At 63.9% G+C, this 24,785-nt stretch carries 28 protein-coding genes, 1 tRNA gene and 1 pseudogene; 13 read left to right on the forward strand and 17 right to left on the reverse strand.

All coding sequences use genetic code 11. The features are described from left to right. Window positions 1–6: 6 nt before the first annotated feature. Complete coding sequence (gene tyrS / locus KG722_RS08425) at window positions 7–1,257, reverse strand: tyrosine--tRNA ligase (RefSeq protein ID WP_213271294.1); 1,251 nt, start codon at window positions 1,255–1,257, stop codon at window positions 7–9. Window positions 1,258–1,308: 51 nt separating this feature from the next. Between tyrS and KG722_RS08430 the strand changes: the two genes are divergently transcribed. Next, on the forward strand, window positions 1,309–2,436 hold the full coding sequence (locus KG722_RS08430) for an anhydro-N-acetylmuramic acid kinase (RefSeq protein WP_300998315.1): 1,128 nt from the start codon (window positions 1,309–1,311) through the stop codon (window positions 2,434–2,436). On the opposite strand, the gene KG722_RS08435 is transcribed toward KG722_RS08430, so the two are convergent. Both KG722_RS08435 and KG722_RS08440 read right to left on the reverse strand, forming a co-directional pair. Beyond that, on the reverse strand, window positions 2,433–2,915 hold the full coding sequence (locus KG722_RS08435; protein ID WP_366910208.1) for a GNAT family N-acetyltransferase: 483 nt from the start codon (window positions 2,913–2,915) through the stop codon (window positions 2,433–2,435). The genes KG722_RS08430 and KG722_RS08435 overlap by 4 nt on opposite strands. Window positions 2,916–2,974: 59 nt before the next feature. Further along, the gene (locus KG722_RS08440; protein WP_213271297.1) at window positions 2,975–3,694 is read right to left on the reverse strand and encodes an alpha/beta hydrolase; all 720 of its coding nucleotides are present in this window, start codon (window positions 3,692–3,694) and stop codon (window positions 2,975–2,977) included. 115 nt (window positions 3,695–3,809) lie between these two features. Here KG722_RS08440 and KG722_RS08445 point away from each other — a divergent pair, with 115 nt between their 5' ends. The 7 genes from KG722_RS08445 (at window position 3,810) to KG722_RS08475 (ending at window position 11,166) form a co-directional block, all read left to right on the forward strand. Beyond that, window positions 3,810–4,955, forward strand: coding sequence for a cysteine desulfurase family protein (locus KG722_RS08445; RefSeq protein WP_213271298.1), 1,146 nt, complete (start codon window positions 3,810–3,812; stop codon window positions 4,953–4,955). Then, window positions 4,952–6,517 (forward strand): Fe-S cluster assembly protein SufB, encoded by a 1,566-nt coding sequence (gene sufB / locus KG722_RS08450; RefSeq protein WP_300998316.1) that lies wholly within the window; start codon window positions 4,952–4,954, stop codon window positions 6,515–6,517. Before KG722_RS08445 ends, sufB begins: the two co-directional genes overlap by 4 nt. Window positions 6,518–6,589: 72 nt before the next feature. Then, window positions 6,590–7,306: a hypothetical protein gene (locus tag KG722_RS08455; RefSeq protein ID WP_213271299.1), complete on the forward strand. Its 717-nt coding sequence runs from the start codon at window positions 6,590–6,592 to the stop codon at window positions 7,304–7,306. A 255-nt stretch (window positions 7,307–7,561) separates the two neighbouring features. Next, window positions 7,562–8,323 (forward strand): Fe-S cluster assembly ATPase SufC, encoded by a 762-nt coding sequence (gene sufC / locus KG722_RS08460; RefSeq protein ID WP_213271300.1) that lies wholly within the window; start codon window positions 7,562–7,564, stop codon window positions 8,321–8,323. Next, window positions 8,320–9,546, forward strand: a complete 1,227-nt coding sequence (locus tag KG722_RS15430) for a SufD family Fe-S cluster assembly protein (protein ID WP_213271301.1) — start codon at window positions 8,320–8,322, stop codon at window positions 9,544–9,546. The genes sufC and KG722_RS15430 overlap by 4 nt, the downstream gene beginning before the upstream one ends. Before the next feature lie 4 nt (window positions 9,547–9,550). Further along, a complete protein-coding gene (locus KG722_RS08470; RefSeq protein WP_213271302.1) occupies window positions 9,551–10,774 on the forward strand; it encodes a cysteine desulfurase in 1,224 nt (407 codons plus the stop codon). A gap of 8 nt (window positions 10,775–10,782) precedes the next feature. Further along, on the forward strand, window positions 10,783–11,166 hold the full coding sequence (locus KG722_RS08475; protein WP_213271303.1) for an SUF system Fe-S cluster assembly protein: 384 nt from the start codon (window positions 10,783–10,785) through the stop codon (window positions 11,164–11,166). Between the two features lie 5 nt (window positions 11,167–11,171). Here KG722_RS08475 and KG722_RS08480 read toward each other — a convergent pair whose 3' ends face one another. Beyond that, the gene (locus tag KG722_RS08480) at window positions 11,172–11,549 is read right to left on the reverse strand and encodes a VOC family protein (RefSeq protein ID WP_213271304.1); all 378 of its coding nucleotides are present in this window, start codon (window positions 11,547–11,549) and stop codon (window positions 11,172–11,174) included. A 98-nt stretch (window positions 11,550–11,647) separates the two neighbouring features. Here KG722_RS08480 and KG722_RS08485 point away from each other — a divergent pair, with 98 nt between their 5' ends. Beyond that, window positions 11,648–12,007: an iron-sulfur cluster assembly accessory protein gene (locus KG722_RS08485; RefSeq protein ID WP_213271305.1), complete on the forward strand. Its 360-nt coding sequence runs from the start codon at window positions 11,648–11,650 to the stop codon at window positions 12,005–12,007. Window positions 12,008–12,264: 257 nt separating this feature from the next. On the opposite strand, the gene KG722_RS08490 is transcribed toward KG722_RS08485, so the two are convergent. The 6 genes and pseudogenes from KG722_RS08490 to purC all read right to left on the reverse strand — a co-directional run bounded on the left by KG722_RS08490 (window position 12,265) and on the right by purC (window position 15,833). Further along, on the reverse strand, window positions 12,265–12,621 hold the full coding sequence (locus KG722_RS08490) for a hypothetical protein (protein ID WP_213271306.1): 357 nt from the start codon (window positions 12,619–12,621) through the stop codon (window positions 12,265–12,267). A 90-nt stretch (window positions 12,622–12,711) separates the two neighbouring features. Continuing rightward, window positions 12,712–13,010 (reverse strand): annotated as a pseudogene (locus KG722_RS15085) (SMR family transporter). 89 nt (window positions 13,011–13,099) lie between these two features. Continuing rightward, the gene (locus tag KG722_RS08500) at window positions 13,100–13,930 is read right to left on the reverse strand and encodes a 1-acyl-sn-glycerol-3-phosphate acyltransferase (RefSeq protein WP_213271307.1); all 831 of its coding nucleotides are present in this window, start codon (window positions 13,928–13,930) and stop codon (window positions 13,100–13,102) included. 26 nt (window positions 13,931–13,956) lie between these two features. Beyond that, a complete protein-coding gene (locus tag KG722_RS08505) occupies window positions 13,957–14,640 on the reverse strand; it encodes a TetR/AcrR family transcriptional regulator (RefSeq protein ID WP_300998317.1) in 684 nt (227 codons plus the stop codon). Window positions 14,641–14,811: 171 nt separating this feature from the next. Beyond that, window positions 14,812–15,054: a phosphoribosylformylglycinamidine synthase subunit PurS gene (gene purS, locus KG722_RS08510; protein ID WP_213271308.1), complete on the reverse strand. Its 243-nt coding sequence runs from the start codon at window positions 15,052–15,054 to the stop codon at window positions 14,812–14,814. Continuing rightward, window positions 15,054–15,833 (reverse strand): phosphoribosylaminoimidazolesuccinocarboxamide synthase, encoded by a 780-nt coding sequence (purC, locus tag KG722_RS08515; protein WP_213271309.1) that lies wholly within the window; start codon window positions 15,831–15,833, stop codon window positions 15,054–15,056. The genes purS and purC overlap by 1 nt, the downstream gene beginning before the upstream one ends. Window positions 15,834–16,014: 181 nt before the next feature. Here purC and KG722_RS08520 point away from each other — a divergent pair, with 181 nt between their 5' ends. After that, the gene (locus KG722_RS08520; protein WP_213271310.1) at window positions 16,015–16,344 is read left to right on the forward strand and encodes a DUF1476 domain-containing protein; all 330 of its coding nucleotides are present in this window, start codon (window positions 16,015–16,017) and stop codon (window positions 16,342–16,344) included. On the opposite strand, the gene KG722_RS08525 is transcribed toward KG722_RS08520, so the two are convergent. The 3 genes from KG722_RS08525 to KG722_RS08535 form a co-directional block, all read right to left on the reverse strand. Continuing rightward, window positions 16,334–17,335 carry a family 16 glycosylhydrolase gene (locus KG722_RS08525; RefSeq protein ID WP_213271311.1) on the reverse strand — a complete coding sequence of 334 codons (1,002 nt, stop codon included), beginning with the start codon at window positions 17,333–17,335 and terminating at the stop codon, window positions 16,334–16,336. The genes KG722_RS08520 and KG722_RS08525 overlap by 11 nt on opposite strands. A gap of 75 nt (window positions 17,336–17,410) precedes the next feature. Then, window positions 17,411–18,034, reverse strand: a complete 624-nt coding sequence (locus tag KG722_RS08530) for a 5-formyltetrahydrofolate cyclo-ligase (protein WP_213271312.1) — start codon at window positions 18,032–18,034, stop codon at window positions 17,411–17,413. A gap of 257 nt (window positions 18,035–18,291) precedes the next feature. Continuing rightward, entirely contained in the window at window positions 18,292–19,425 is a 1,134-nt protein-coding gene (locus KG722_RS08535; RefSeq protein ID WP_213271313.1) for an esterase-like activity of phytase family protein, read from the reverse strand. Window positions 19,426–19,561: 136 nt separating this feature from the next. On the opposite strand from KG722_RS08535, the gene KG722_RS08540 reads away from it, so the two are divergent. Both KG722_RS08540 and KG722_RS08545 read left to right on the forward strand, forming a co-directional pair. Next, window positions 19,562–20,026 (forward strand): helix-turn-helix domain-containing protein, encoded by a 465-nt coding sequence (locus tag KG722_RS08540; protein ID WP_213271314.1) that lies wholly within the window; start codon window positions 19,562–19,564, stop codon window positions 20,024–20,026. 100 nt (window positions 20,027–20,126) lie between these two features. Continuing rightward, window positions 20,127–20,201 (forward strand) — tRNA-Gly (locus KG722_RS08545). 83 nt (window positions 20,202–20,284) lie between these two features. On the opposite strand, the gene KG722_RS08550 is transcribed toward KG722_RS08545, so the two are convergent. Continuing rightward, complete coding sequence (locus tag KG722_RS08550; RefSeq protein WP_213271315.1) at window positions 20,285–20,617, reverse strand: hypothetical protein; 333 nt, start codon at window positions 20,615–20,617, stop codon at window positions 20,285–20,287. Between the two features lie 215 nt (window positions 20,618–20,832). Between KG722_RS08550 and KG722_RS08555 the strand changes: the two genes are divergently transcribed. Beyond that, a complete protein-coding gene (locus tag KG722_RS08555) occupies window positions 20,833–21,267 on the forward strand; it encodes a hypothetical protein (RefSeq protein WP_213271316.1) in 435 nt (144 codons plus the stop codon). Here KG722_RS08555 and KG722_RS08560 read toward each other — a convergent pair whose 3' ends face one another. The 3 genes from KG722_RS08560 to KG722_RS08570 form a co-directional block, all read right to left on the reverse strand. Beyond that, on the reverse strand, window positions 21,268–22,047 hold the full coding sequence (locus KG722_RS08560; RefSeq protein ID WP_213271317.1) for an enoyl-CoA hydratase-related protein: 780 nt from the start codon (window positions 22,045–22,047) through the stop codon (window positions 21,268–21,270). It abuts the gene before it with no gap. A gap of 140 nt (window positions 22,048–22,187) precedes the next feature. After that, the gene (locus tag KG722_RS08565) at window positions 22,188–23,672 is read right to left on the reverse strand and encodes a DEAD/DEAH box helicase (protein WP_300998318.1); all 1,485 of its coding nucleotides are present in this window, start codon (window positions 23,670–23,672) and stop codon (window positions 22,188–22,190) included. A 251-nt stretch (window positions 23,673–23,923) separates the two neighbouring features. Beyond that, window positions 23,924–24,766: a hypothetical protein gene (locus KG722_RS08570; RefSeq protein ID WP_300998319.1), complete on the reverse strand. Its 843-nt coding sequence runs from the start codon at window positions 24,764–24,766 to the stop codon at window positions 23,924–23,926. Window positions 24,767–24,785 lie beyond the last annotated feature (19 nt).

Consider the following 24,785-nt stretch of genomic DNA (forward strand, 5'->3'; position numbering starts at 1 on the left):
CGGGTCTTACCCCGCCTTCACCAGCGCATGCCGCTTCTTGCCCGCTGACAGCCTGATCGCCCCGTCCTGCAGGTCAGCCATCGCCACTTTTGCGTTCGGGTCTGACACGAGCTCATCATTGACGCGGATCGCGCCTTGCTCGATCAACCGCCGTGCTTCGCCATTGGACCTGGAAAGCCCGGCCGCCGTGCAGGCGGCCGCCACCAGCATTCCGGCCTCAAGCTCAGCCTGCGGAACAGTCGCAGTTGGCAGCGCATCTGCCGAAACCCCGCCTGAAAACACGGCCTTCGCCGCCGCTTCAGCGTCCCTGGCTGCCGCCTCTCCATGCAGCAGGGTCGTGGCCGCATTGGCAAGGGCAATCTTCGCGTCGTTGATCTGCGCGCCTTCCAGCGTCTCAAGCTGTTCGATCTCTTCCCGGCCAAGATCGGTGAAGAGGCGCAGGAACTTGCCAACGTCGGCATCTTCCGTGTTGCGCCAGAACTGCCAGTATTCATAAGGGCTCTTGCGGTCGGCGTTCAGCCACACGGCCCCGCCGACGGTCTTGCCCATCTTCACGCCGGACGAGGTTGTGACGAGGTGCGCCGTCACGCCAAAGGCTTCCCCGCCCTCGGCCTTGTGGACGAGGTCCACCCCGCCCACGATATTGCCCCACTGGTCTGACCCGCCGAGCTGCATCCGGCAGCCATGGCGCCGGAAGAGCTCCAGGAAGTCATAGGACTGCATCAGGAGGTAATTGAATTCGAGGAAGGTGTAGGGCTGCTCGGCTTCAAGGCGCCGGCGCACGGTGTCCTGCTTCACCATCGTGTTGATGGTGAAGTAGATGCCTACAGCGCGCAGCATTTCGAGGTAACCCAGCTCGCCCAGCCAGTCATTGTTGTTGACCATTATGGCGTCATTGGCGCTTGTCCCAAAGCGCAGGAACGGCTCGAACGCGGTCCTGATGCCCGCAATGTTGGCGTTGATCTGGTCGTCGGTCAGCAATGGCCGGGACTTTTCCTTGTCCGTCGGATCGCCCACCTTGGTCGTGCCCCCGCCCATAAGGGCAATCGGCTTGCCGCCATGGCGCTGGAAAATCCGCAGCATCATGATCGTCATCAGATGGCCGACATGCAGGCTGTCTGCCGTTGCGTCATAGCCGACATACGCGACCGGAGTCCCCTGGCTGCAATAGGCATCGAGCTCAGCCTTGTGAGTCGTGTCCTTGATGAAGCCGCGCCAGCTGAGCTCGCGCAGGAATTCCGACTTGTAATCGCTCATATTCTCGTGTCTCCGATGAGATGCGCGCGCCTAGCATGGAAAGGGCCAGCCTTGAACACCGCTGTTGAAAAAACCGGGCCGATCTGGGTCGCAGGCTTCATGTCCGGCACCTCGCTGGACGCGGTCGATGCCGCCATGATCCTCACGGACGGGCAGGATGTGCTGGACTTCGGCCCCGTCGCCGAGCGCAAATACACCCCTGAGGAACGCGCCGTCCTGCAGGCTGCCACCGACGCCGCCCGCGCCTGGAACTGGCAGGGCCTGCGCCCTGAGGGCCTGTTCCGGCAGGCCTGCGAAATCATCACAAAAACCCATAGCGACGCCTGGGCGATGATGACCGGGCAGGCGGGCGCGCCAACACCCGTCCTCGCAGGCGTTCATGGCCAGACCGTCCTCCACCGCCGCACAAAGCCTGACCAGCCCGGCGCGACCCTACAGCTGATCGACGCCCCTGCGATGCAGGCCGCCCTCGGCGTCCGGCTCGCTTACGATTTCCGCTCGGCTGATGTCGCCGCAGGCGGGCAGGGCGCGCCCCTTGCCCCGGCCTATCATGGCGCCCTGATGAACCGCCTCGGCGGAGAGCCGGCCGTCGTTCTCAATCTCGGCGGCGTCGCCAACATCACCGCGCGCACCGCCAATGGCACCCTGATCGCCTTCGACACCGGCCCGGCCAACGGCCCCATCGATGAATGGGTCGAAGGACATGGGCGCGGCACGCATGACACAGGCGGCAAGCTCGCCGCCGCCGGCCGCGTGCATGAAGGCCTGCTGACCCAGCTCCTTGCCCATGACTGGTTTGACGAACCGCCCCCAAAATCGCTCGACCGGTATGATTTCAACGCCTCGATGGCACGCGGGCTTTCCCTCGAGGATGGCGCCGCCACCCTGACGGAGTTTTCCGCCGCCGCCGTCGCTGCCGGTATCCGTCAGCTCCCGGAGGTTCCCGCCCGTCTCATCGCCTGTGGCGGCGGGCGGCATAACCCGTCCTTCATGGCCGCGCTTGCCCGCCAATGCCCCTGCGCCGTGCTCACCGCCGAGCAGGCCGGCTGGCGCGGGGATTCCATCGAAGCGGAAGCCTTCGCCCTCCTCGCCGCCCGTACTGCCCGCGGCCTGCCGTTGAGCTGGCCTGGCACCACCGGCGCCCCGGGGCCGCAAATGGGCGGGGAGATGATCGGCTAGGCTTTGGACAGCGCCGTCAACGCCTCCCCGTCCACCCGGTAGATCGTCCACGCGTCCATAGGCTGCGCGCCCAGGGAGAGGTAGAAATCGATAGAGGGCTGGTTCCAGTCGAGTACGGACCATTCCAGCCGGCCACACCCGCGTGCCACGGCAATCTGCGCAAGCTTTGCGAGCAGGGCCTTGCCATATCCCTTGCCGCGCCGGGCGGGGTCCACGAACAGGTCTTCCAGATAGATGCCGGGCTTGGCCAGGAAGGTTGAATAATTGTGGAAGAAGAGGGCAAAGCCGTGTGCCTGCCCATCCTCTTCGATCAGCAGGACTTCGGCATAGGGCTTGGGGCCAAACAAGGTGCTCTGCAGGCTGTCTTCTGTCGCGACACAGGCCTGCTCCAGCTTTTCATACACCGCGAGCGCGCGGATGAAGCGGAGAATGACCGGCGTGTCCCCCGCATCTGCAAACCGAATACTGGCCATGGGCATGGGTCCCTCAGGGCAAGGAAAAACGGCCCGCCCGGCAGGGCGGGCCGCCTGATCAGGCTTCAATCCTCGAAGTCTTCTTCCTCGACGATCACGTCAACGCCGGCGTCTTCGTCGGCTTCCTTGCGCAGTTCCTGCTCGGCCTCTTCAAGGCGGCGCAGGAGATAGGCTTCGCACACGGCGATCAGCTCTTCGCGGCTGTCCTGGTAGAAGTGGTTGGCTCCGGCAACCTTTGCGCGGTCGACCTTCTGGCCTTTCTGCACACGCACCTTGGTGAGCGCGCGCTCCACGTCTTCGGGTGACGCGATGGCATCCTTGTCGCCCGCCACGATCAGGCCCGAGGCCGGGCAGGGCGCCAGGAAGGAGAGGTCATAATGGTTGGCCGGCGGCGAGATGGCGAGGAAGCCGTCAATCTCCGGCCGGCGCATCAGCAGCTGCAGCGTGATCCAGGCGCCGAAGGAATAGCCCGCGCACCAGACAAAGCGCGGCGATTCCGACAGGTTCTCCAGATAGTCGAGCACATAGGCGGCGTCTTCCAGCTCGCCGATGCCCTGGTCATAGGCGCCCTGGCTGCGGCCGACGCCGCGCGAGTTGTAGCGCAGCACGCCAAAGCCATGCTTCTCGAACAGCTGATAGAGCATGATCGTGATCGGATCCTGCATCGTCCCGCCCGCTTTCGGGTGGGGGTGCAGGATCAGCGCGATCGGCGCGCCCGGGTATGGCGGCTCCGTATAGCGTGCTTCAATTCGGCCCTGGGGGCCCGGGATGATGATCTCGGCCATCGGCAACCTCGGCGTTTTTCCACAGAAGGGCGGGTAGATAGGCCAAGTGAGCCGCAAAAAGCAAATTTTTCTGCAGGGTGCGGGATTGCCCGGAAAATACTATATAAAAGAGACCATGATCTATGCCGACTATAATGCCACCGCCCCGCTGCGGCCGCAGGCCCGGGCGGCCATGCTCGCCGCCTATGAGCTGGGGCCGGTAAACCCGTCTTCGGTCCACAAGGCCGGGCGGGCGGCCCGCGCATTGGTCGAGAAGGCCCGCGCCGAAGTCGGCGCCGCCATCGGCAGCCGGGCTGAAGACATCGTGTTTACCAGCGGGGGCACCGAATCCCTCGCCCTCGCCATCCAGGGCGCCGTCGCTGCGCTGAACGGCGCCGCCACCCTGATTGTTTCGGCCATTGAGCATGAAGCCGCCGGCAAGGCGGCCGCCCATTCCGGCGTGCCGGTCGAAACCGCCTATGTTCTGCCCACCGGCCAGGTGGACCTGGACGACCTGCGCGCCCGTCTCACGGCCTGGGACCGGAGCCTGAAAGGCACACCCCTCCTCGTCCTGATGCTCGCCAATAACGAAACCGGCATCCTCCAGCCCGTTCAGCAAGCGGCCGCCCTCGTGCGCGAGGCAGGGGGCCTGACGGTCTGTGATGGCGTCCAGGCCCTCGGCAAGGTCGCGGTCAATGTCGCCCTCCTCGGCGTCGATTATCTCGCTCTTTCCGCTCACAAGACCGGCGGACCTCAGGGCACCGGCGCGCTGTGGCACCGGGCGGGCGCGCCGCTGAAAGCCGTGCTCTATGGCGGCGGCCAGGAACGTGGCCTGCGTTCGGGCACCGAAAATGTCGCCGGGATTGCCGGATTTGGCGCGGCGGTGTCCCAATCTGTCCTCGATCTGGCCGGATATGAGCGTCTTCTGGCGCACCGCGACGCGATGGAGGCCCGCCTGAAAGCCGAAGGCGGCGTCACCATCATCGGCGAAGGCAGCCCCCGGCTTGCAGGGGTTTCAAACTTCGCCCGCGCCGGTTTCCGGGCCGAAACCCAGGTCATGGCCCTGGATCTGGCAGGGATCTGCGTCTCCGCCGGCTCGGCCTGCTCGTCAGGAAAAGTGAAAAGATCCCTTGTCTTGATGGCCATGGGCGCAGATGACGCCCTTGCGGAATCGGCGATCCGCACCAGCTTTGGCTGGGACAGCCAACCGGAAGACTTCACCCGCGTCGCCGACGCCTGGCTGGAAGCTGCCCGGAGAAGTGTGTTGAAGGAGCCGGTATGATGGACTGCTGCGGCGGAATTGAAGAGCATGATGACGACTGCGCCGATGTGAAGGTGAAGGAGGGCATTGATGCCAAAACGGTGGAGGCGGCAAAGCGCCTTGAATCGGAAAACTATTCTGCCGGTTTCATCACCGATATCGAAATGGACATGGCCCCTATCGGCCTCTCCGAAGACACCGTCCGCTTCATCTCCGCCAAGAAGAATGAGCCCGAATGGCTGCTCGAATGGCGGCTGGAGGCCTATCGCCGCTGGCTGACCATGGAAGAGCCAAGCTGGGCGCGGGTGCATTATCCCAAGATCGATTTCCAGGCCTATTACTATTACGCCGCGCCCAAAGCGGGGGCGAAGTACAAGTCCATCGATGATGTGCCCAGGGAAATCCTTGAGGCGTATGAAAAGCTCGGCATCCCGCTTCGGGAAGCCGAAGTCCTGCTGGGTGTCGAGGGCGCGGCCGACACCGCTGCGGCGGCCCGCGAGAAGCCACGTGTTGCAGTTGATGCTGTGTTCGACTCAGTCTCGGTGGCCACGACGTTCCGCGAGGAGCTTAAGAAAGCCGGCGTGATCTTCATGTCGATTTCCGAGGCCGTGCATGAGCATCCCGAGCTCGTGAAGAAGTATCTCGGCTCGGTGGTCCCCACCTCTGACAATTTCTACGCAACGCTCAATTCGGCCGTCTTCTCAGATGGCTCCTTCGTCTACATCCCCAAGGGGGTGCGCTGCCCGATGGAGCTGTCGACCTATTTCCGCATGAACGCCGAAAATACCGGCCAGTTCGAGCGCACACTCATCATCGCTGATGAGGCAGCTTACGTCTCGTATCTTGAAGGCTGCACCGCGCCCATGCGGGACGAGAACCAGCTCCATGCTGCGGTCGTCGAACTCGTCGCGCTCGACGACGCCGAGATCAAATACTCGACCGTCCAGAACTGGTGGCCGGGCGACGAAGAGGGCAAGGGCGGCATTTTCAATTTCGTGACCAAGCGTGGCGATTGCCGCGGCGCGCGTTCCAAAATTTCCTGGACGCAGGTTGAGACCGGCTCTGCCGTCACCTGGAAATACCCTTCCTGCATCCTGCGCGGCGACGATTCGGTCGGCGAGTTCTACTCAATCGCCGTCACCAATGGCCGCCAGCAGGCCGATACCGGCACCAAGATGATCCATCTCGGCAAGCGCACCAGGAGCCGGATCATCTCCAAGGGCATCTCGGCGGGCAAGTCCGACAACACCTATCGAGGCCTTGTTTCCATTCATAAAAAAGCCGAAGGCGCCCGCAACTTCACCCAGTGCGACAGCCTCCTGATCGGCGACCGGTGCGGGGCCCATACGGTGCCCTATATCGAAAACCGCCGCGCCGACGCCCAGCTCGAGCATGAGGCGACGACGACCAAGCTCTCGGAAGACCAGCTCTTCTATGTCCGCCAGCGCGGCATCGCCGAGGAACAGGCCGTCGCCCTGCTGGTTAACGGCTTCGTCCGCGAAGTGTTGCAGGAGCTTCCGATGGAGTTTGCCGTCGAAGCGCAGAAACTGCTCGAAGTCAGCCTCGAAGGCAGCGTTGGTTAAGCCTGAAGGCAAGAGGCATGGAACTTGCTCCATGTTGCTTTTGGGACATTTAACGGCCCGCGGGGACAGACTTTGGCAAATCCGGTTAAATTCGCGTCCGGCCTCGGCCTCGGGGCCCTGCTGCTGACGGCAGCCTGCGCAACCAGCCCGTCTGGCGTGCCTGAAGACACCGCCGAGCGCCGGGCGAGGCTTGCGGCCGTTTCCCTGTTGCCTGACTGCGCCGACGCCGCAAGGGTGACCGGCGCCTTGACCCTCCGCATCCCTGACTGCCGGATGACCGCCAGGCCCTCGCGCCTGCAGCTCTCCCTGAAGAGCGACCTCGCCGGTCAGCAGATGTTCGGTCCCTCCGGCTTTCTCACTGTCTCCGTAATCGACCGCCGGGGCGCCCCGATCGGCGAGTTTTCCGAGATTACCATTGGCGAGTATGCCTATCCTGCGCTTGAGGACGTCAATGGAGACGGCCTCGACGACCTGATCATCCCGCGCGCCACCGATGCTGTGAACCGGGTCCATTCCCTTTGGCTGCAGCAGGAAGACGGGGATTTCGTCCATGCCGGCGAAGTCACCGGCAATAAGGTCAACTGGACCTCCCGGGGCTATGTGGCCGCCATCCGCCGGACTGGCGCGGCAGACTGGGAAACGGGCTATTACCGCGTTCACGCGGGAAAACTGGAGCAGGCGGCCCTGACCCGGAGCGCCGGCGTGCGCGCGCCTGGCCGGAACGATCCCTGCGCTATCGTTGAGATCGCCCCCGGGCTCGATCCCCAGCGCTTCTGCCCCCGCCGCTAGGGCCGGGCGCCAGGCACGATCCTTGCAGTTTCAGGTATGGCCGGGACCGGTATGGTCCCAAGAGGGAGCAAGCCGTGACCGCATTATTCAAGGAAATTGCCAGCTACGTCCTGCTTGCGGTGGCCATCTTTGTCGCCCCGCTGCTGGCCGCCTCGTTCGGCTGAGCCTGCGCTGCAGAACAGGCATTTGAAGCCGGGCGCGGCTTTTCCGCGCTTTGCGCTTTCAAATCATCGCAGGGCGCCCTAAATCCCGCCCATGTTGAAGATCGAAAATCTGAGCGCCACAGTTGGCGAAGGCGAAGCGGCCAAGACCATCATCAATGGGCTGTCGCTGAAAGTGCCTGCGGGCGAAGTCCATGCCATCATGGGACCGAACGGGGCGGGCAAGTCCACCCTGTCCTACGTTCTCACGGGCCGTGAAGGCTATGAAGTCACCGGCGGCGGCGCCACGCTCGACGGGGCCGATATTCTCGCCATGGATCCGGAGGAGCGGGCCGCAGCAGGCCTTTTCCTCTCCTTCCAGTATCCGGTCGAAATTCCCGGGGTGCCGGTGATGACCTTCGTGCGCACCGCCATGAACGCCCAGCGCAAGAAGCGGGGCGAGCCGGAAATCTCCGCGCCCGACTATCTGAAGAAGTCCCGTGATGTGGCAAAGATGCTGAACCTTGACGCCGACATGCTCAAGCGTCCGGTCAATGTCGGCTTTTCCGGTGGCGAGAAGAAGCGTCTCGAAATCTACCAGATGATGATGCTGGAGCCCCGCTTCATGGTCCTCGACGAGACCGATTCCGGGCTCGACATCGACGCCCTGCGCACCGTTGCGGACGGGGTGAATGCCCTGCGCGCGCCGGAGCGCGGCATGCTGGTTATCACCCACTATCAGCGCCTGCTTGACCATATCAAACCCGACAAGGTCCACGTCCTGGCCAAGGGCCGCATCATCAAGACCGGCGGGCCCGAACTGGCCCATCGCCTCGAAAAAGAGGGCTATGACGGCGTTCTCGCGGAGGCCGTGTGAGCATCGCCCTGAAAGACCTGATCCGCAACCCGTCGGTTGCCGAGCTTGAACTGGTCGCGCGCTACGCGGCCCTCAAGGCAGACCCGCGCCGCGAGCGCCTGTTTGAAGCCTTCGCGCTGACAGGCCTGCCTCATCGGCGGAACGAAGAATGGCGCTGGTCGGATTTCAAGGCAGCGGTCGGGGCGCTGGAGGCTTCGGCCACGCCGCCTGCGCAGGATCCTCTGGCCTCTGATGGGGTTGCCACTTTGAAACTTACCCCGCAGGGCTATGTGGCGCCTGTTTCTCTTCCGCCGGGCCTGCGTCTTCTTCCCAAAGACGATGTCCAGGCGATGAGTGGAGCCGAAGATGCTCCGCTGGGCGCTTTGGCCGCTGCGCTCTCGGGCGCAAAAAATGCGCCGGCAACGCTGATGGCCGAGGTGACCGGCGAAACGCCTGTGCGCCTTCACATGGTCTTCTCTGGCCCCGGCGCAATCAACGCGGCCCGTATCGTGTTCCTTGTACGTCCGGGTGCGGAACTTCAGGTCTCCGAGAGCCATCTGGGCGGCGCGGCTTTCTCCACAGCTCTCATCGAATATACGCTTCAGCCGGGCGCACGACTTGATCGCGTTGTCTATCAGCGCGGCGGCAAAGGCGAGGCGCAGGCAATCACGGCGCTGATCCATCAGGAGGCTGACGCCGAAACGAAGCAAACCGTGCTTGCATTTGGCGCCAGGGTTTCCCGCATCGAAACGCGGCTTGTGCACCACGAGACAGGCTCTCGCGCGACACTCAACGCCGCCTATCTCGCCGGAGACGGCTACCATGTCGATTTCACCAGCCACGTGCGCCATGGCGCGCGGGCGTGCGTCACGCGGCAAGTCACCAAGGGCGCGGTTGTCGATGGCGGGCGCGGCGTGTTCCAGGGCAAGTTCCATGTGCCCCGCAATACCGGCCAGCAGACCGACGCCTCGATGCAGCATAATGCGCTGCTGCTGGAAGACGGCGCCGAAGTGTTCGCCAAGCCTGAACTTGAAATCCTTGCTGACGATGTTCAGTGCGCGCACGGAAATACGTCCGGGCAGCTGGACGCGGCCCAGCTCTTCTATCTTCGCCAGCGGGGCATCCCGCTTGTTCAGGCGCGCGCGCTGCTGACCGAAGCCTTCATTGCGCAGGCGCTGGAAGAGGCGGGCGTTCACGACGAAGCTCTAAGGGCGCAGGCGCAAGCCTGGCTGTCAGAGGTCTGACGCGATGCTGCGCAAACTCGACATTCCTGCCATCCGCGCCGAATTCCCGATCCTGTCACGCGACGTGAACGGGCATCGGCTGGTTTACCTCGACAACGCCGCCAGCGCGCAAAAGCCCAATGCCGTTATCGACGCGCTGGCAGGCCAGATGCGCACGGCTTACGCCAACGTCCATCGCGGCCTGCACACGCTGGCGAATGAGACAACCGAAGCTTTTGAAGCCGCGCGCGCAACGGTGCGTGCCTTCCTGAATGCCCCGTCTGCGGACAATGTGATCTTCACCAAGGGTTCGACTGAAGGCATAAACCTCGTTGCCTCCGCGCTCGCGGCGCGCATCCAGCCGGGCGACGAAATCGTGCTCTCCATCATGGAGCATCACTCCAATATCGTGCCCTGGCATTTCCTGCGCGAGCGCCACGGCGCCGTGCTGCGCTGGGTCGGGCTGACCGAAGACGGAGCGCTCGACATGGACGCGATGGCCGCCGCCATCGGGCCGAGGACGAAGATGGTCGCGGTCACGCATATGAGCAACGTGCTCGGCACGGTGGTGGATGTGGCGGCGATCACAAAGCTTGCCCACGCGGCCGGCGCGGAAATCCTCATCGATGGCAGCCAGTCGGCCGTTCACCTGCCAGTCGATGTTCAGGCGATCGGGTGCGACTGGTATGTCATCACCGGCCACAAGATCTACGGCCCGACCGGCATCGGCGCGCTATATGGCACGGCGCAGGCGCTCGACCGCGCGCGGCCCTATCAGGGCGGCGGCGAGATGATCGAGGTCGTCGAGACAGAACGCGTCACCTACAATACAGCGCCTCACAAGTTCGAAGCGGGCACCCCGCCGATTCTCGAGGCCATCGGCTTTGGCGCGGCCCTGCGCTGGCTGGGAGCGTTCGACAAGGCGCAGATCGCCGCCCATGAGCATGCCCTTTATGAGCGTGCCGCGGCGGCCCTGCGCCGCGTCAACGGCATCCGCATCCATGGCGAAGCGCCTGGAAAAGGCGCCGTGCTGGCCTTCAGCCTGGAGGGCGCCCACCCCCATGACATCGCCCAGATCGTCGATCGTTACGGGGTTGCCATCCGCGCGGGCCACCATTGTGCCCAGCCCTTAATGCAGCATTTAGGCGTGACGGCTACGGCTCGGGCGAGTTTCGCCCTATATAACACGGACGCTGAGGTGGACGCGTTTGCCGAAGCGCTCGCCAAGGCACGCAAAATGCTGGTATAAGTACGTATATGGCCGATGACATGACCTCCCAAGACCTGCTCGGCGTCCGCAATCAGGACGCGGTTTCCGCGATTCCGCAGGACGAGCTGGACCGGCTGACCGACGCGCTGATTGCCGCTTTCAAGACGGTGTATGACCCGGAAATCCCGGTCGACATCTATGAGCTGGGCCTGATCTACAAGGTCGACATCGATGATGACCGCAAGGTCGACATCGAAATGACCCTGACCGCGCCCGGCTGCCCGGTCGCGGGTGAAATGCCCGGCTGGGTGGAGACCGCGGCCAGGAGCGTTGAGGGCATCAAGGCTGTCGAAGTTTCGCTGACCTTCGATCCGCCCTGGGACCCCTCCCGTATGTCGGATGAGGCCCGCCTCGCGCTCAACATGCTGTAAGCGCTTCAGCCTTCGGTAAGGCTGAGATTGTTGCCGTCCGGATCGTTGAACCAGCAGACCTTCGCGCTGCCATCTGGTGCCGTCCACAGCCCGTCGGGACCCGTCATTCCCGGGTATTCGATGAAACGGACACCCCGCGCCCGAAGCTCGGCCATCATCGCGCCAATGTCGCTCACCTGCCAACCCAGCACCGTATGCGGCGAGGGGGTGTGCGCCTCGATATCGGTCAGTCTCAGAACTGTGCCCCCTCCCAGATCAAAGACCGCCGCGAAGGGGTCTTCGCGCAACAGGAGAAGGCCAAGCACGTCGCTGTAGAAAGCCTGCGCTCTGGGCCTGTCCGGGGTGAGGACAAAGGTGACCGCGTTCTTGCCCCTGAGGCTCATCTCATCAACTCCTCTGACGACCTGGTCATCCTATCCTAAATGCGGTGATGGCGGCAGGGGCTCTTGATCCGGCGGCCTTTACGGCCCACTTATCGGACATGGCCCGCAGACCCCGTCCCAAACCCGTCCGCCTCTCTGATGCCGCTGCTGTGCGCATCAGGGAGATCATGGCTGAGCGTGGCCTCGGCTATCTCCGCGTCGGCGTGAAGAATGGCGGCTGCGCGGGCATGGAATACGTCATGGACTATGCGCAGGCGCCCCAGCCGCTGGATGAAGTGGTCGAGGACAACGGCGTCACGATCCTGATCGACGCCAAGGCGGTGCTGTTCCTCCTGGGCAGTGAAGTCGATTACGAGACCACGTTGCTCCACGAGAAATTCGTGTTCCGCAATCCCAACCAGACAGATGCCTGCGGCTGCGGCGAGAGCGTTACGATTGTCCCCGCCGCTGCCGGATAGGCAGGCGCCCGGGGCGTCTTCGCCGGTCCCTGTGTCGGCAGCCGCGGCAAGGGCGATGGTCGCCGACAGGGCCGCGCCGGTTATGCGTTTTGCCAGTCCAGGCACCATCGCGTGCTCCCCCGTTTTGTTCAGGGGAGCACGCTATTTCAGAGAGTGTCAACCTGCCGGCGCGGGCAGCTTGGGGTGGCCGATCTGTTTACTCGGCAGCGGCTTTGCGCAGGCCGCTGCAGGTCTTGGCGAATGCCCTGAAAGCGGCGTCAGGTGCCGGAAGGGTTGTTTCGATTGTGCCCTCGCGCCGGGTCTCGATCTTGAGCCTCTCGCCCTTGACGGCGGAGTTGTAGACCTTCGCTGCCGCGGGCATACTGGGCGTTGCGCTTCATGACATCGGGGATGGACGCAGGCTCCAGGGTGAGCATGGCGACCATTTCGCCTTTCGCGTTGCAGGCCAGCATCGCGCCTGCCTGGTCGGATGCGTCGGTATAGATGACGCGCGGGGTGGCTTCATTCTGGCCTTCCCATGCCATCCAGCCTGCGGCGGAAGCTGGCAGTGCCAGGGCGCTGCCAGCAATGAAGAAGCCGGATACAGCAATTGCGGCCTTGAGAGTGTTTTTCATGGGTAGCCCCTTTGATTTGGTTTGATGAATTATTGAATATCAATAACTCATCATCGAGTAAAGATAAAAGTTTGTTGGATTACATGAAATTCACACGGCCGAGATCTTTATCAGGATGATACCGCCGCCACTCATTGCGGCCGCGCGCAGGCGCATTGGCGGGGCCGCTTCCCCGAGCCAGAGGACGCCGACCAGGAAAGCGCCCACCCGCGCCAATCCCGGTCCAGACCATGCAGGCGGTCGCCCGTGGCAGCCGTGCGCATGGCCCAGGCGAGCAGAAGAAAGCTTGCAGGCATGGCGGCAAAGAAGATGAGGCCCGGGGCGAGGCGCGTGAAGCCGGCAGACTGTTTCACCGCGGTTGCCCAGACGATTTCCAGAAGGCCGGCGATGAGGCGACAGACCCGGGGATATGAGGGCTCCCGGACAAAACGGGCCGTCCCGCCCGGTAAGGGGGAGGTCCTCCTCCTGCCCCTACCGGTCAGAGAAGGATCAGAGTGGCAAGCTCAGGCTTTTTATGGGCGGCGAGGTCACGCGTTGTGGGAGCTGCCTCGCGCCCGTTTGGCGGATCCGGGATCAGCTCCGCGCGCCGGACCGGCTCTCCGGTGGCTTCGGCGACCAGGTCTGCAGTGCGCGCCTCAACAGCTTCGGTCAACCGGGCGATGAACTCTGCCTTGGGCAGGCCCGGCGGGATCGGTTCAAGGAACTCGATGATGGCGGTGCCGGCGCGGCGGGGTGTTTCCTGCTGCTGCCAGAACACGCCGATATTCGTGGCGACCGGAACGACCGGCACGCCCATCGCTTCGGCCATGTGCCAGACGCCGGCCTTGTAGCGGAAGTGATAGCCGACCGGTGCAAGGTGGCCTTCAGGATAGATCAGCACTCGGCGGCCGTCTGCCTTTGCCTTGTTCATCCCGTTCGCCAGCGAGGAGGCTTTCTTCTCGCCGCCGCCGCAGGTGTCGATGACGATGGCGCCGAGTTTCTTGAGAATACCCGAGACCAGCGGGAAGCGCTCCAGATGGTCTCCGGTGACGAAAGCAAGGTCGGGGACTTCCGGATAGATCAGGAAGCCGTCGCCCCAGCTCTGGTGCTTGGCGCCGATGACGAAGGCGCCTTGCGGCAGGCGTTCGCGCCCGCGCACTTCCTTGGCGATGCCAGCGATGTAGCGCAGCGCCAGGTTCATCGCGCGGGTATAGCTGCGGATGATGGCGCGGACAGGCCCGTGCCCCGGCCAGGCCAGAAATGGTAGCGAGACGAGGATGTAGAAGACCGAGAGAACCCAATAGGCCGTCTGGAAGAGGGCGCCGCGCATGGGAGTATGCTCCGTAGAGGGATGGATCAGGTGGATTTGAGAACGGCCAGAACGCTGCGCGCAAGGGCAGGGGCGTGGCGCGAAAGAGGGCCGGGCAGGCGGTTATAAATCTTGTTCTGACCTGCCTGCATGACAACGCCGAGCGCCATGGCGGCCTTCAGCGCGGGATCACCCTTCGGGATGGCACCGGCGTCCATCAAGCTTGAAATGATCCGTTCCGTGATGGATACGGGGTCATCATCGCGGCGGCGGTCATAGGGCAGGTATTTGTTGAGCGAGACGAGGTGGAAGGAGAAGAGGAGGAAGTCTTCGTCCGCCAGCGCGCAATAGGCCGTCACGGCGGCATGCACCTTCTCATCAAGCGTTCCTGCGCCGCCCAGCGCCTGCGCCAGCATGGCGGAAAGGCGGTTATGGGTTTCCATGAACAGGGCAAGGGCAAGCTCGTCCTTGCCTTTGTAATGTCGGTAGAGCGCGCCTTCGGAAACCTGCGCGCTTTCAGCGATTTCCCGCGTCGTGGCCGCGTCCACGCCGACATTCACGAACAGCTCCAGCGCGGCGCGCTCGATCTTCGGGCGGGCATCGCGCACCCGCGGGCGGCGGACGGGCTCCTCAGCTTTGGTGATCGTGGCTTTCTCGCCCCTGGAGGGCGGGCGCTTGGTGCGCGGAGCCTGTTTCCTGGCGGGCTTTGCCGGAGAGGATTTGATGGGCATGAGGCGCGAACTCCTGAACTTCACCGCAGCCATAGCATGGCGCGGCAATGTCAGCAAGTGATCAATCGCTCACTAATTTTCGGTTAATGCGGATGTCCCCCTGCCCGGTCGTCAACTGTAAATGAAAAGGGCCCCGCAAGGGGCCCCTGACGTCTGGCAGGATGTGCAGGTTCAGACGAGTTCGATGCGGTAGCTTTCGATGACGGTGTTCGCCAGAAGCTTTTCGCACATTTCCCTGACGCGGGCCTCGGCGGCGACCTTGTCGGCTGCCCCGGAGAGATCGAGTTCGATCACCTTGCCGACACGCGCGCCGCCGACTTCGCCATAGCCCATGCGGACCAGCGTATCGGCTACGGCCTTGCCCTGAGGGTCCAGCACCCCGGACTTGAGGGATACGTGAACAACCGCTTTCATTATTTGCTGCCCCCGGTGAAGTGGATGACGTTGTCGGTCTCTTCGCTTGATTCCCGGATAATGCCGAGACGGCGCGCGACTTCGGCGTAGGCTTCGGTCACCCCGCCCATGTCGCGCCGGAACCGGTCCTTGTCCATTTTCTCGCCGGTCTTGGCGTCCCAGAGGCGGCAGCTGTCCGGGCTGATCTCGTCGGCCAGCAGGATGCGCGGCATGTCGTGATCATTCTCGAACCAGCGGCCGAACTCGATCTTGAAGTCGACCAGGCGGATCCCGGCGCCGGCGAACAGGCCGGACATGAAATCATTCACGCGCAGGGCGAGGGCGATGATGTCGTCATACTCCTGGGCGGTGGCCCAGCCGAAGGCGGCAATGTGTTCTTCAGAGACCATCGGGTCATGCAGGGCGTCATTCTTGAAGTAGAACTCCACCAGCGGGCGCGGCAGGGCCTGGCCTTCGGGGATGCCGAGGCGTTTGGACAGCGATCCCGCGGCGATGTTGCGTACGACCACTTCGAGCGGGATGATGTCGACCTTACGGACCAGCTGCTCGCGCATGTTGAGGCGGCGGATGAAGTGGTTGGGAATGCCGACCGACGTCAGATGGGTCATGATGAACTCGCTGATGCGGTTGTTCAGAACCCCTTTACCATCGAGCACGGCCTTCTTGGTCGCATCGAACGCGGTGGTGTCGTCCTTGAAATACTGGATAAGCGTACCAGGTTCTGGCCCCTCATAGAGGATTTTCGCTTTTCCTTCGTAGATGACGCGACGCTTGTTCATCTCGTCCGGCCTTTCCTGCGCAGTCAAAGGGAAGTGCGTTGCCAACGGGAATCATCCGCCCCGCTCCCCTCAAGCGCGGACTGTTACGCCAAACCCGCGACAGAAACAATTATTGCGAACACCTGATGATCCACCCTATATCAGCGCAAACAGAGACCGGCAGACTTGAAAGGGCCCCCTCATGAGCACATTCGACGATCGCGAACGCGCAGAGGAAGCCCGCTACGCGCTTGATCAGGAAACACAGTTCAAGATCAATGCGCGCCGCAACAAGCTTCTGGGGCTCTGGGCGGCGGATCTTCTCGGCCTCAAGGGCGCCGATGCTGACGCTTATGCCAAGTCTGTCGTGATTGCAGACCTGGAAGAGGCCGGCGACGATGACGTGGTGCGCAAGGTGCGCGGCGACCTGGAGAAATCCGGGCTCACACGCACCGACGTCCAGATCCGTGAAGAAATGTCGCGCCTCCTGCCCGTCGCCCGCGAGCAGATCATCAACGACATCAAGGGCTGAGAACGACCGGCGGCGCGTAGGTATCTGCGCAGCTCGGTCCCGTTGCGCCCATCGGTACAAACGAAACGCAGCTGAAATGCGCGCCGGTCCCTGACTTGTAGGTCGGCGGCCCGGTCCATTGCCGGATGCGTTCGGCGCCTGCCCAGGTGCTCACATGGATCTTTCCGGCAGCCACCGGCAGGTCATTTCGGCCTGCAGGCGTTGCATAGATCGCCTCTCCGTCAACAAACCAGGTGATGCCTTCGGGGCTCCACTCGAACGCGTAGAGCCGGTCTGCATCGGCCGCGTCGAAGGGCAGATCGAAGATCTCGTCGGCGCCGGTTTTGCCTTTGCGGAAATAGTTGAAGTGGACCCGGGTCGTGTCGGTGCCGACGAATTCGATGTCGATCTCGTCATGCGGGTCGCCGAAATAGCCGCCGGTATAGGTGAAGAAGGCAGAGACCAGCCCTGAGCCGCGCGCCGGGCGCATGACAACCTCATAGCGGCCATAGCTGTAATGACCGGCGGTCTGCATTTCAGCGGCCGTGCAGGGCGCGCCGCCATCGGGCCGCTTGTGGACGGCGAGCAGGACACCATTTGACGTCGGCTCGACATTCTCCGGCCGCCAGCGGCAGTCATAATGGCTGTTGGCGACAAAGAAGTCAGACGCCCTCAGGACGGGGTCGGTGCGGGGTGTTTCAAATCGGGTTAGCACCGGGGGCTGCGCGGAGGGCAGGGCGGAACGCTCTTCTCGCTCGGGCAGGACCGGGACATAGGCCTGTGGCGGTGTCCAGGGGTAGAATTGCGGCGCGGCGGCAAGGCGCGATGGCTTTGGCGGGACGGGCGCCATGACGGCGGGCGACGTTTCGGAGACGAGCTTCGGCGCGGCAGGGGGCGAGAGCGTGAAGAGGCCGAGGCCTGCGACCGCCAGAAGGCAGCCGACGATCAGGGCGTCGGTGCCGTGCGAACTTCCGGTCCAGTTCACTGACTCAGCTTTGCCGGGATGGGCCATGCCTGCCTCCGAAGGTTAATCCTTCGTGAAGAGCAAGTTATGCGCCAACTGCTTAGTTACGCAAAACCCTGCCGGTCAGCCTGCGCTGCTGCCGTCAGTTTCTGACCGTGTCAGGGACTGGCGGTTGCGCATCATGAACAGGGGCACCGACCCGATCGGGGTAATGGCCCAGTCCAGCGGCTGGTCGTGGGGCTCTGAGGGAACCTTGTCTATCTGCTGGGCAGCGTAGGCGACGGCGCAGGCAAAGGCCCTGCCTTTCGAGCGGAGCTTTTCCAGGGCGGCGTCATAATGGCCGCGGCCATAGCCAAGCCGGTTGCCCAGCGTGTCATAGGCAAGCAAGGGCGTCAGGACGAGCGTGGGCGTCACTTCGGGCGCGTCGGCAGTCGGCTGCGACAAACCGAACGGGCGGCGCTCCAGGGGCTCTCCGGGCGACCACAGACGCCAGCTGATGCCGGCCTCTTCCATGCGGGGCAGGCAGAGTTCTGCGCCGGCGCGGGCGAGGCGTTCCATCAGCGGGAAGGGATCAAGTTCCTCGTTGATCGCAACATAGCCCGATACGACCGGGCCATATCGCTCCAGAAGCTTCATCGGAAAGATGTCTGCGAGGCGCTCGGCCGCGTCAGGATCGCGCGCAGCGGCCTCGGCGCGGAGGGTTCGCATGCGGTGGCGAAGGGCGGTCTTGTCAGCGTCAATGCTCATGCCTGCCCTCCTGGGCCTCGATCGCCGCGGCCAGTAGGGCAAAAGTGCACAAGAACCACGTCGCCGCCAGGCACATTTCACTCCCGTCGACCTAGAGACTAGGTGGGTGCCAGATGAGCCAGGGCCACGGCCCCGGCCAGAATGCCAGCCCCCTGACGGTAAGTAAGGTCACTGGAGATCAGTCCCAGCGGGCGCAGCAGCCCTTGTGCCCTTCAAACCTAGTGTGTCCCCGCCCCTTTGGGAAGCGGCATACACCGCTAGTCCTGTGGGATCGTGATATCGAAGGAATAGAGCAGGGTTTTCTGCCCGCCGGAAAAGTTGTTGTCCGACACCATCCAGACGCGGATGGCCCCGTTCTGCAGGGCCTCTGCGGCGAGGCCTTCAAAGTTATCCACCAGGAGCGGACGGGACAGCGTGAGCGAATGCGTTTCGTCTGCGCCCCATGTCAGGCGGATGCGGTTGCCCTGAACGGGGTCCCAGGCGCGGAACATGTCCAATGTGCGGGCAGAGCCATCGGGCAGGGCGAGGATTTCGCGGGCGACGAAGCCATGGAGGGCCGGCGCGGGGGCGCTCTGGCCGGTCCATTCAGCGGTGCCATCGGCCAGTACCTGGCCCAGCGGCGAGACGCTCAGCATGCCTTCATAGCCAAAGCCAAGCGCGCCGCCTGCCTCAAGGAAGATCGCTTCAGGGCCCTGATTTTCATCGATATTCCGGCGCTCATATGTCTCCGGCAGGGCGGCGACGGAGGCTGCGCGCGCCGCTGATCCGCAGGCTGTCAGCGCGAAGGCTTCGATGCGGAAGTCGCGCTCGAAGCTGACCAGGGCGAGGCCGTCTGACCAGACGAGGCCCTCGGCATCGCCGCTTTTCTTGCCCGAGATCTGGGCGCCGCTACGCCCTTGCATATAGGCGATTTTTGCTCCTGAAGGGGCGCCGTTTTCCAGGTCGATCCAGATGAAGGCACCGGCATCGGAGACGGTCAGCAGGCCGCCGCCTTCAGACGGGGGCAGGCGGGCGAGGCCGGAGAGGCCGCCAAAGTTCGAGTTGGGCGAGGAAAGCTCCCAGGCCCCTGAAAGTATTGCCGTTTCCGGGATGCGGCGGGCGATCTGATCGGCGGCGCCGAGCGAAACGGGCGTCACGGAGAGGTCAATCGGGAGAGGTTCCTGACGCTTTGTGCCGGCCGGGCAGGAGGCGGACATCAGCGTCTTTGCGTGGTCACGGACGCGCCAAAGGCGGTCAACCGCGGCCAGATGAGGGTCACTTTCGGCCATTTCCGGGCGGTCCGGGACACTTCCGGACACAGGCGCGGCCCCTGCGCCGACGTTCTGAGGCGCCGCGCAGGTGACCATCAGCGAAGCCGCCAGGAGGGCCGGCAAAAGCTTGAAGAGGCGCATAGGCAGACTCCAGAGAATCACGTCACGGGCTATCGGGGAGAACGGGGACCACGGAATGACAAAGGTCTGACCATTTCGTGAAAAGGTGTGCCGCCCCCTCTGGATTTAGAAAGCGAACCCTTTCAGGTTTAAGGACATGAGTCAGATACCCCTTGCCCGACGCTCTCCCATACCGCCGGAGAACTGCAATCTTGCCCGTGCCATCGAGCTGATCGGTGACCGTTGGACGATGCTGATTCTGCGCGCCGCGCTGTATGGCGTGCGCCGATTTGATGATTTCCAGTCGGAGCTGAAATGCCCGCGCACCGTACTGTCGGGCCGTCTCAAGGTCCTTGTCGATGCCGGCCTGCTGACCAGGCGGACCTACAAGGTGCCGGGCAAGCGCGCGCGGCCTGAATATGTGCTCTCGGCCATGGGCATCTCGCTGCGGCCGATCCTGATCGGGCTGACCCAGTGGGGCGATGTGTGGCTCGGCCAGGGAGAGCCTGCGCCGATCAGCTTCACCAAGGCGGGCTCCAAGGGCGCAATCCGCGCCGCCTTCGTGGACGCGGAGGGCCGGGAAGTGCGCCCCGATCAGATCCGCGCAGTCCTGCGCGGATAACTCACAATTTGTGCAGGCGGGGCCTCATTTGGCTCTTGCAAACAGCCCGCTTCCCGCATATTCCGTCCGCTTCGCCGAGGAGGCGGACACATTGTCGGATGCGGGCGTAGCTCAGTGGTAGAGCACAACCTTGCCAAGGTTGGGGTCGAGAGTTCGAATCTCTTCGCCCGCTCCAGACAGAAACCAGCCAAGACAACTTAACGAAGCGACGCAGCGAGGTCCTGGCGGCTCGCAAGCCGTCTGGCGCTGAGGCTGATTTCAGACCGTGAAACGGATGGCCACGTCGTTGCCGTCCTGGCGGATGAATTCGGCAGGCGAATTGATGCCGAGCTTGGCCGAGACGAAAAAGAACCGGGCCGGCAGCATGACCTTGTGATGGAAGCGTATGCGCGCTCCGGTGGCAGAAATGTCTATGCAGACGCCTTCTTCCCGTCCCTTCGGCTCCCAGACCAGAACGCAGGTTGCCCAGGTCGACTCGCGGTTGGCCCGAGGGGCCCGGCGGGTCGACTTGATCTGCTCATTCGGCACAGTTGAGCGCAAAGCGGCTGAAAGACGCTCTTGGGATACTGCCGGGGGCTTTTTTCCAAACACCACCGGTGCGGGAGCTCCTCCAAGGCTAAACAAGCTGTTGGGAACCTGTCCCAATTCTGGAACGATTGGAACCCCAATGGTGCCGTGTTTGGTTTAGGAATTGGTAAAGTGATGCATAAACTGACGTCGCGCTTTCCTGCTGCAGCCGGTTTCCTATGGACAGTTTAACGGCTGCGCCCCTAGCTTCTGCCAGGGTAGGCTTGCGGGGCTGTGAGATGACGATCGGCGAGATTGCAGAGCGGGTCTATCTGAGCCTGATCGGCGTTTCGGCGCTCATCGGCATTTATGGCTTCCTGCTCTACCGCAACAGCTGGCGCTGGCGGCAGCTGGCGGCAAGCTATCCCGCGCCGCCCGGCGAGAAGCCCGATCGCCAGCACTGGACCAATCTCGTGCTGACAGGGGTGAACCCCGCCTGGAACAGCTATTCCGGGATCACCCTTATCGGCGTAAACCGGCGGGGGGTGTTCTTGCGCCTTCTGCCACCCTTTTCTTTCCTGCATGCGCCGCTTTTCTTTCCGCACCATCAGGTGTCGCTGACGCCTACGCGCTGGCTGCTGCAGGAGGCTTATGAGATCGAACTGCGCGGGGGATTTCCGATCCGCATGATTATCAATGCGAAGGCCAAAAGCTGGATTGAGCGCGAGCGCTGACTAGCGGTAGGTGAAGGCTGCCGGGCGCTTGGCCAGGAAGGCGCGGTAACCCTCCTGGAAATCCTCATTGGCGAAGCCTTCCAGGAAGAGGGCTTCGGCTTCCGGGCTGGTATCCTGCCAGCCTGATTGCAGCCCGCGGATCATCTGCTTGATGGCGCGCGCAGACCATTGGGATGTGGCGGCGATTTCACTGGCCCAGCTGCGGGCGGCCTGCAGGGCCGCGCCGGTTTCTGCAAGGCGGTCGATGAGGCCGATTGCAAGCGCGTCTGATGCGCCGATGATGCGCCCGGTGAAGAGGAGGTCCTTCGTGGCCCCCGGGCCGATGGCAGCAAGCAGGCGGCGGGTGTCGCCGGCAGGATAGACAAGGCCGAGCTTGCCTGGGGTAACGCCGAATTTCGCGCCGGCCCCGGCAACGCGCAGATCGGCGGCCATGGCGAGGCTGACGCCGCCGCCGACGCAGGCGCCTTCGATGGCGGCGATCACCGGCTTTTCGCTGGTCTCGATCGCGTCCAGCGCGGCGGCGATGCTCTGGCCCGAGGCGCGCGCGGTTTCGGGCGTGGCGTAGATGGTCTCGAATTCTGAGATGTCAGCGCCGGCCGCAAAGGCGCCAGCGGCTCCGCCATGGATGAGGATCAGCTTCACTTGCCGATCGGCGTTGGCCTCTGCGACGAGGCCGGGAATGGCGCGCCACATGGCAACCGAGAGGGCGTTCCGCCGCTCGGGCCGGTTGAGCACGATTTCGGCGAAGGTGCCGGAGAGGTCGAGACGGATCGGGGGCATGGCATACCGCGGAGGACTGAAGGGGCTGGCCGCTTATCGGCGGGCAGGGCGCCCGATGCAATGGACGGGCCCTGAACGCAGGAAGCCCCGGCAGGGGGGCCGGGGCTTCCATCTGTCTGGTGCATCAGGCCTGAAGGCGATCAGGCGTCTGCGCGTTCCCTGAAGCGGCGCGGGCGGCCTGCATTGGACGCGCGCTGGGGCTGCCCGCCTGAAGACTGCGAGCCGGACGGGCCCTTGCGATGGGGACGGTTGCCGCCGCGCTCGAAGCTCTGGCCTGCGTCCTGGCCAGAAGACTGATCAGAGCGTTGGCTCGAATTCCGGCTCGGGTCGTAGCCGGACTTTCCGCCGGTACGGCCTTCGGAGCTGCGGCCCTCGCTGTTGCGGCCCGATGACTGGCCGCCCTTGTAGCCACCCCCAGTGCCGGAGCGGTTGCCAGCACGGCCGCCGCCACCTGAGCGGTTGCCTTGCGGCTTGCCCGGCTTGCGCAGGGGCTCGTCCGGCAGGAATTCGCCGTTCGGGGCGAGCTTCAGGCCGGTGAGCTTTTCAATGGCGCGCAGGGTCGGGCGTTCGTCCTTGGAAACGAAGGAGATCGCAATGCCGGTTGCGCCGGCACGGGCCGTGCGGCCGATGCGGTGTACGAACTGTTCGGGAACGTCCGGCAGGTCGTAGTTGATGACATGGCCAAGGCCGTCAATGTGAATGCCGCGCGCGGCAATGTCGGTTGCCACAAGGATCGGCACGCGGCCGGCCTTGAAGGCGTCGAGCGCTTTCTGGCGCTGGGCCTGGCTCTTGTTACCATGGATGGCAACGGAATCGATGTCGGCCTTCGCCAGACGCTTCACAACGCCGTCAGCGCCATGCTTCGTGCGTGTAAAGACGATAGCCGAGCGAAGTTCAGGCTCTCGGATCTTCTCGACGAGCAGCGAGAGTTTCTCGGACTGTTCGACAAAGCAGACGCGCTGTTCGATGCGGCCGGCCGGGGAGGCAGGCGGCGCCACCGAGACTTCGGCCGGATTGCGCAGGAAGGTGGCGGCCAGCGCTTCGACGCTTTTCGGCATGGTGGCCGAGAAGAACAGCGTCTGGCGCTTGGAGGGCACGTTCTTGGCGATGGCGCGAAGGGCGTGAATGAAGCCAAGGTCCAGCATCTGGTCGGCTTCGTCGAGGATGAGGGTTTCGACCTTGTCGAGCGACACGGCGCGCTGCTCCATGAGGTCGATCAGACGGCCGGGCGTTGCCACCAGGATATGGGCGCCACGCTCAAGCTGGCGGATCTGGCCGCCGATCTTGGCGCCGCCGCAAACCATCACGACACGGAGGTTGAGGCCTGCGCCATAGGTGCCGAAGGAGGTTGCAATCTGGCCTGCGAGTTCGCGGGTCGGGGCGAGCACGAGAACGCGCGTGCCGCGGACGGGTGCCGGGGTTGCGTTGCGGCTGAGGCGATCCAGGATCGGGGCCGCAAAGGCGAGGGTCTTGCCGGTGCCGGTCTGGGCAAGGCCGACAATGTCGCGGCCTTCAATGACCAGCGGGATGGCTTTCTGCTGGATCGGGGTGGGGGCCGTGTAGCCAGCTTTGGTCAGAGTCGTGAGGATACGGCCGGAGAGGCCGAGGGATTGGAAATCGGACATGATTACTTTCGTCATGAAGGCGCCGGAACTGCCTGTGGCAGCCAGCGTGCGGGTCGAATAACGGCCCGGCGTGATACAGGACGTGGGGTGAATTGTCTCTAAGGAGGGGTCTGGAACGTTTCAGATAACTCTGACTTGCTCGCTCACGCAGACCCGACCAGGCGGAAATCCGCCCTAACCTGCGGGCCTATGCGCTTGTTATTTCAGGAAGTCAAACACTCTTCCCAGCTGTACCGGTCTGGCACAGCGTCTCATCCGCCGCCGGAAGGCGCGGTTGCCGTTGCCTGATAGGCCTGCCAGCAGCCGATCCCGGCTTCATTGTAGGCGCGCATCGCAGCGACCATTTCGAGGAAGCGCTTCTGGTTTCCGAGTGCCGGCGGCAGAAGGGGATCGAAGTTGATGGCGCGGATGGCGGCCTGGCCGATGAGCAGGGTTTCGCGGGCCGCGTCTGCGGCGGAAAGGCCAGGCAGGCGGGCGAGGCTTTCGGTCATGGCGCCGATGGCGTCGTCGTAGGAGCGCTCCAGGGCCTGCGCCGACCAGAGCGCCGGCCAGTTGCGAAGGCCCGGGCCGGCCATGCCGGAGACACGCAGGACCGGGAGGGTGTCGTCCGCGCCGATGCCGATCAGGTCTTCCCGGTGAGCGTCCAAAGGCCGGGCGAGATTTGCCGGGCGCGCCCAGAGCCCATCCCCGGCCTCCTGATAGCCGAAAAGGGCAAGGGCGCGTTCGCGCGTGCGCAGCTGGCGCCGGTCGCGACGGCCAAGGTGATGGGTCATCGCCACCAGCCAGTCGCCATTCCAGGGGACGACCTTGTCTGCCACGTCCCGCCATTGCTGCACGCGCCGGGTGAGCGCGCGGGCCTTCGGGCCGGGCACATAGACGCCGCGCTCAGGGCTTTCCAGCAGGCCTTCCTTGAGCAGGCGGGTGGCCGCGACGCGCAGGGTGGCGGGCTCGATCTCAAACAGGGCGCCGGCATGGATGAGGCTGGCGATCCCCTGACGGTCCGTGTCGATAGAGCTGATCAGCGACAGGATCAGCGCCTTCGCCGTCAGGTCCTGCGGCGTCAGAGGATTAAAATAATACGTGAATTGACCCATTGCGTCATTTTATGTAATA

Origin of the sequence: Hyphomonas sp. (assembly GCF_018402285.1) — a bacterium.
In the GTDB taxonomy this organism is placed as follows: domain Bacteria; phylum Pseudomonadota; class Alphaproteobacteria; order Caulobacterales; family Hyphomonadaceae; genus Hyphomonas.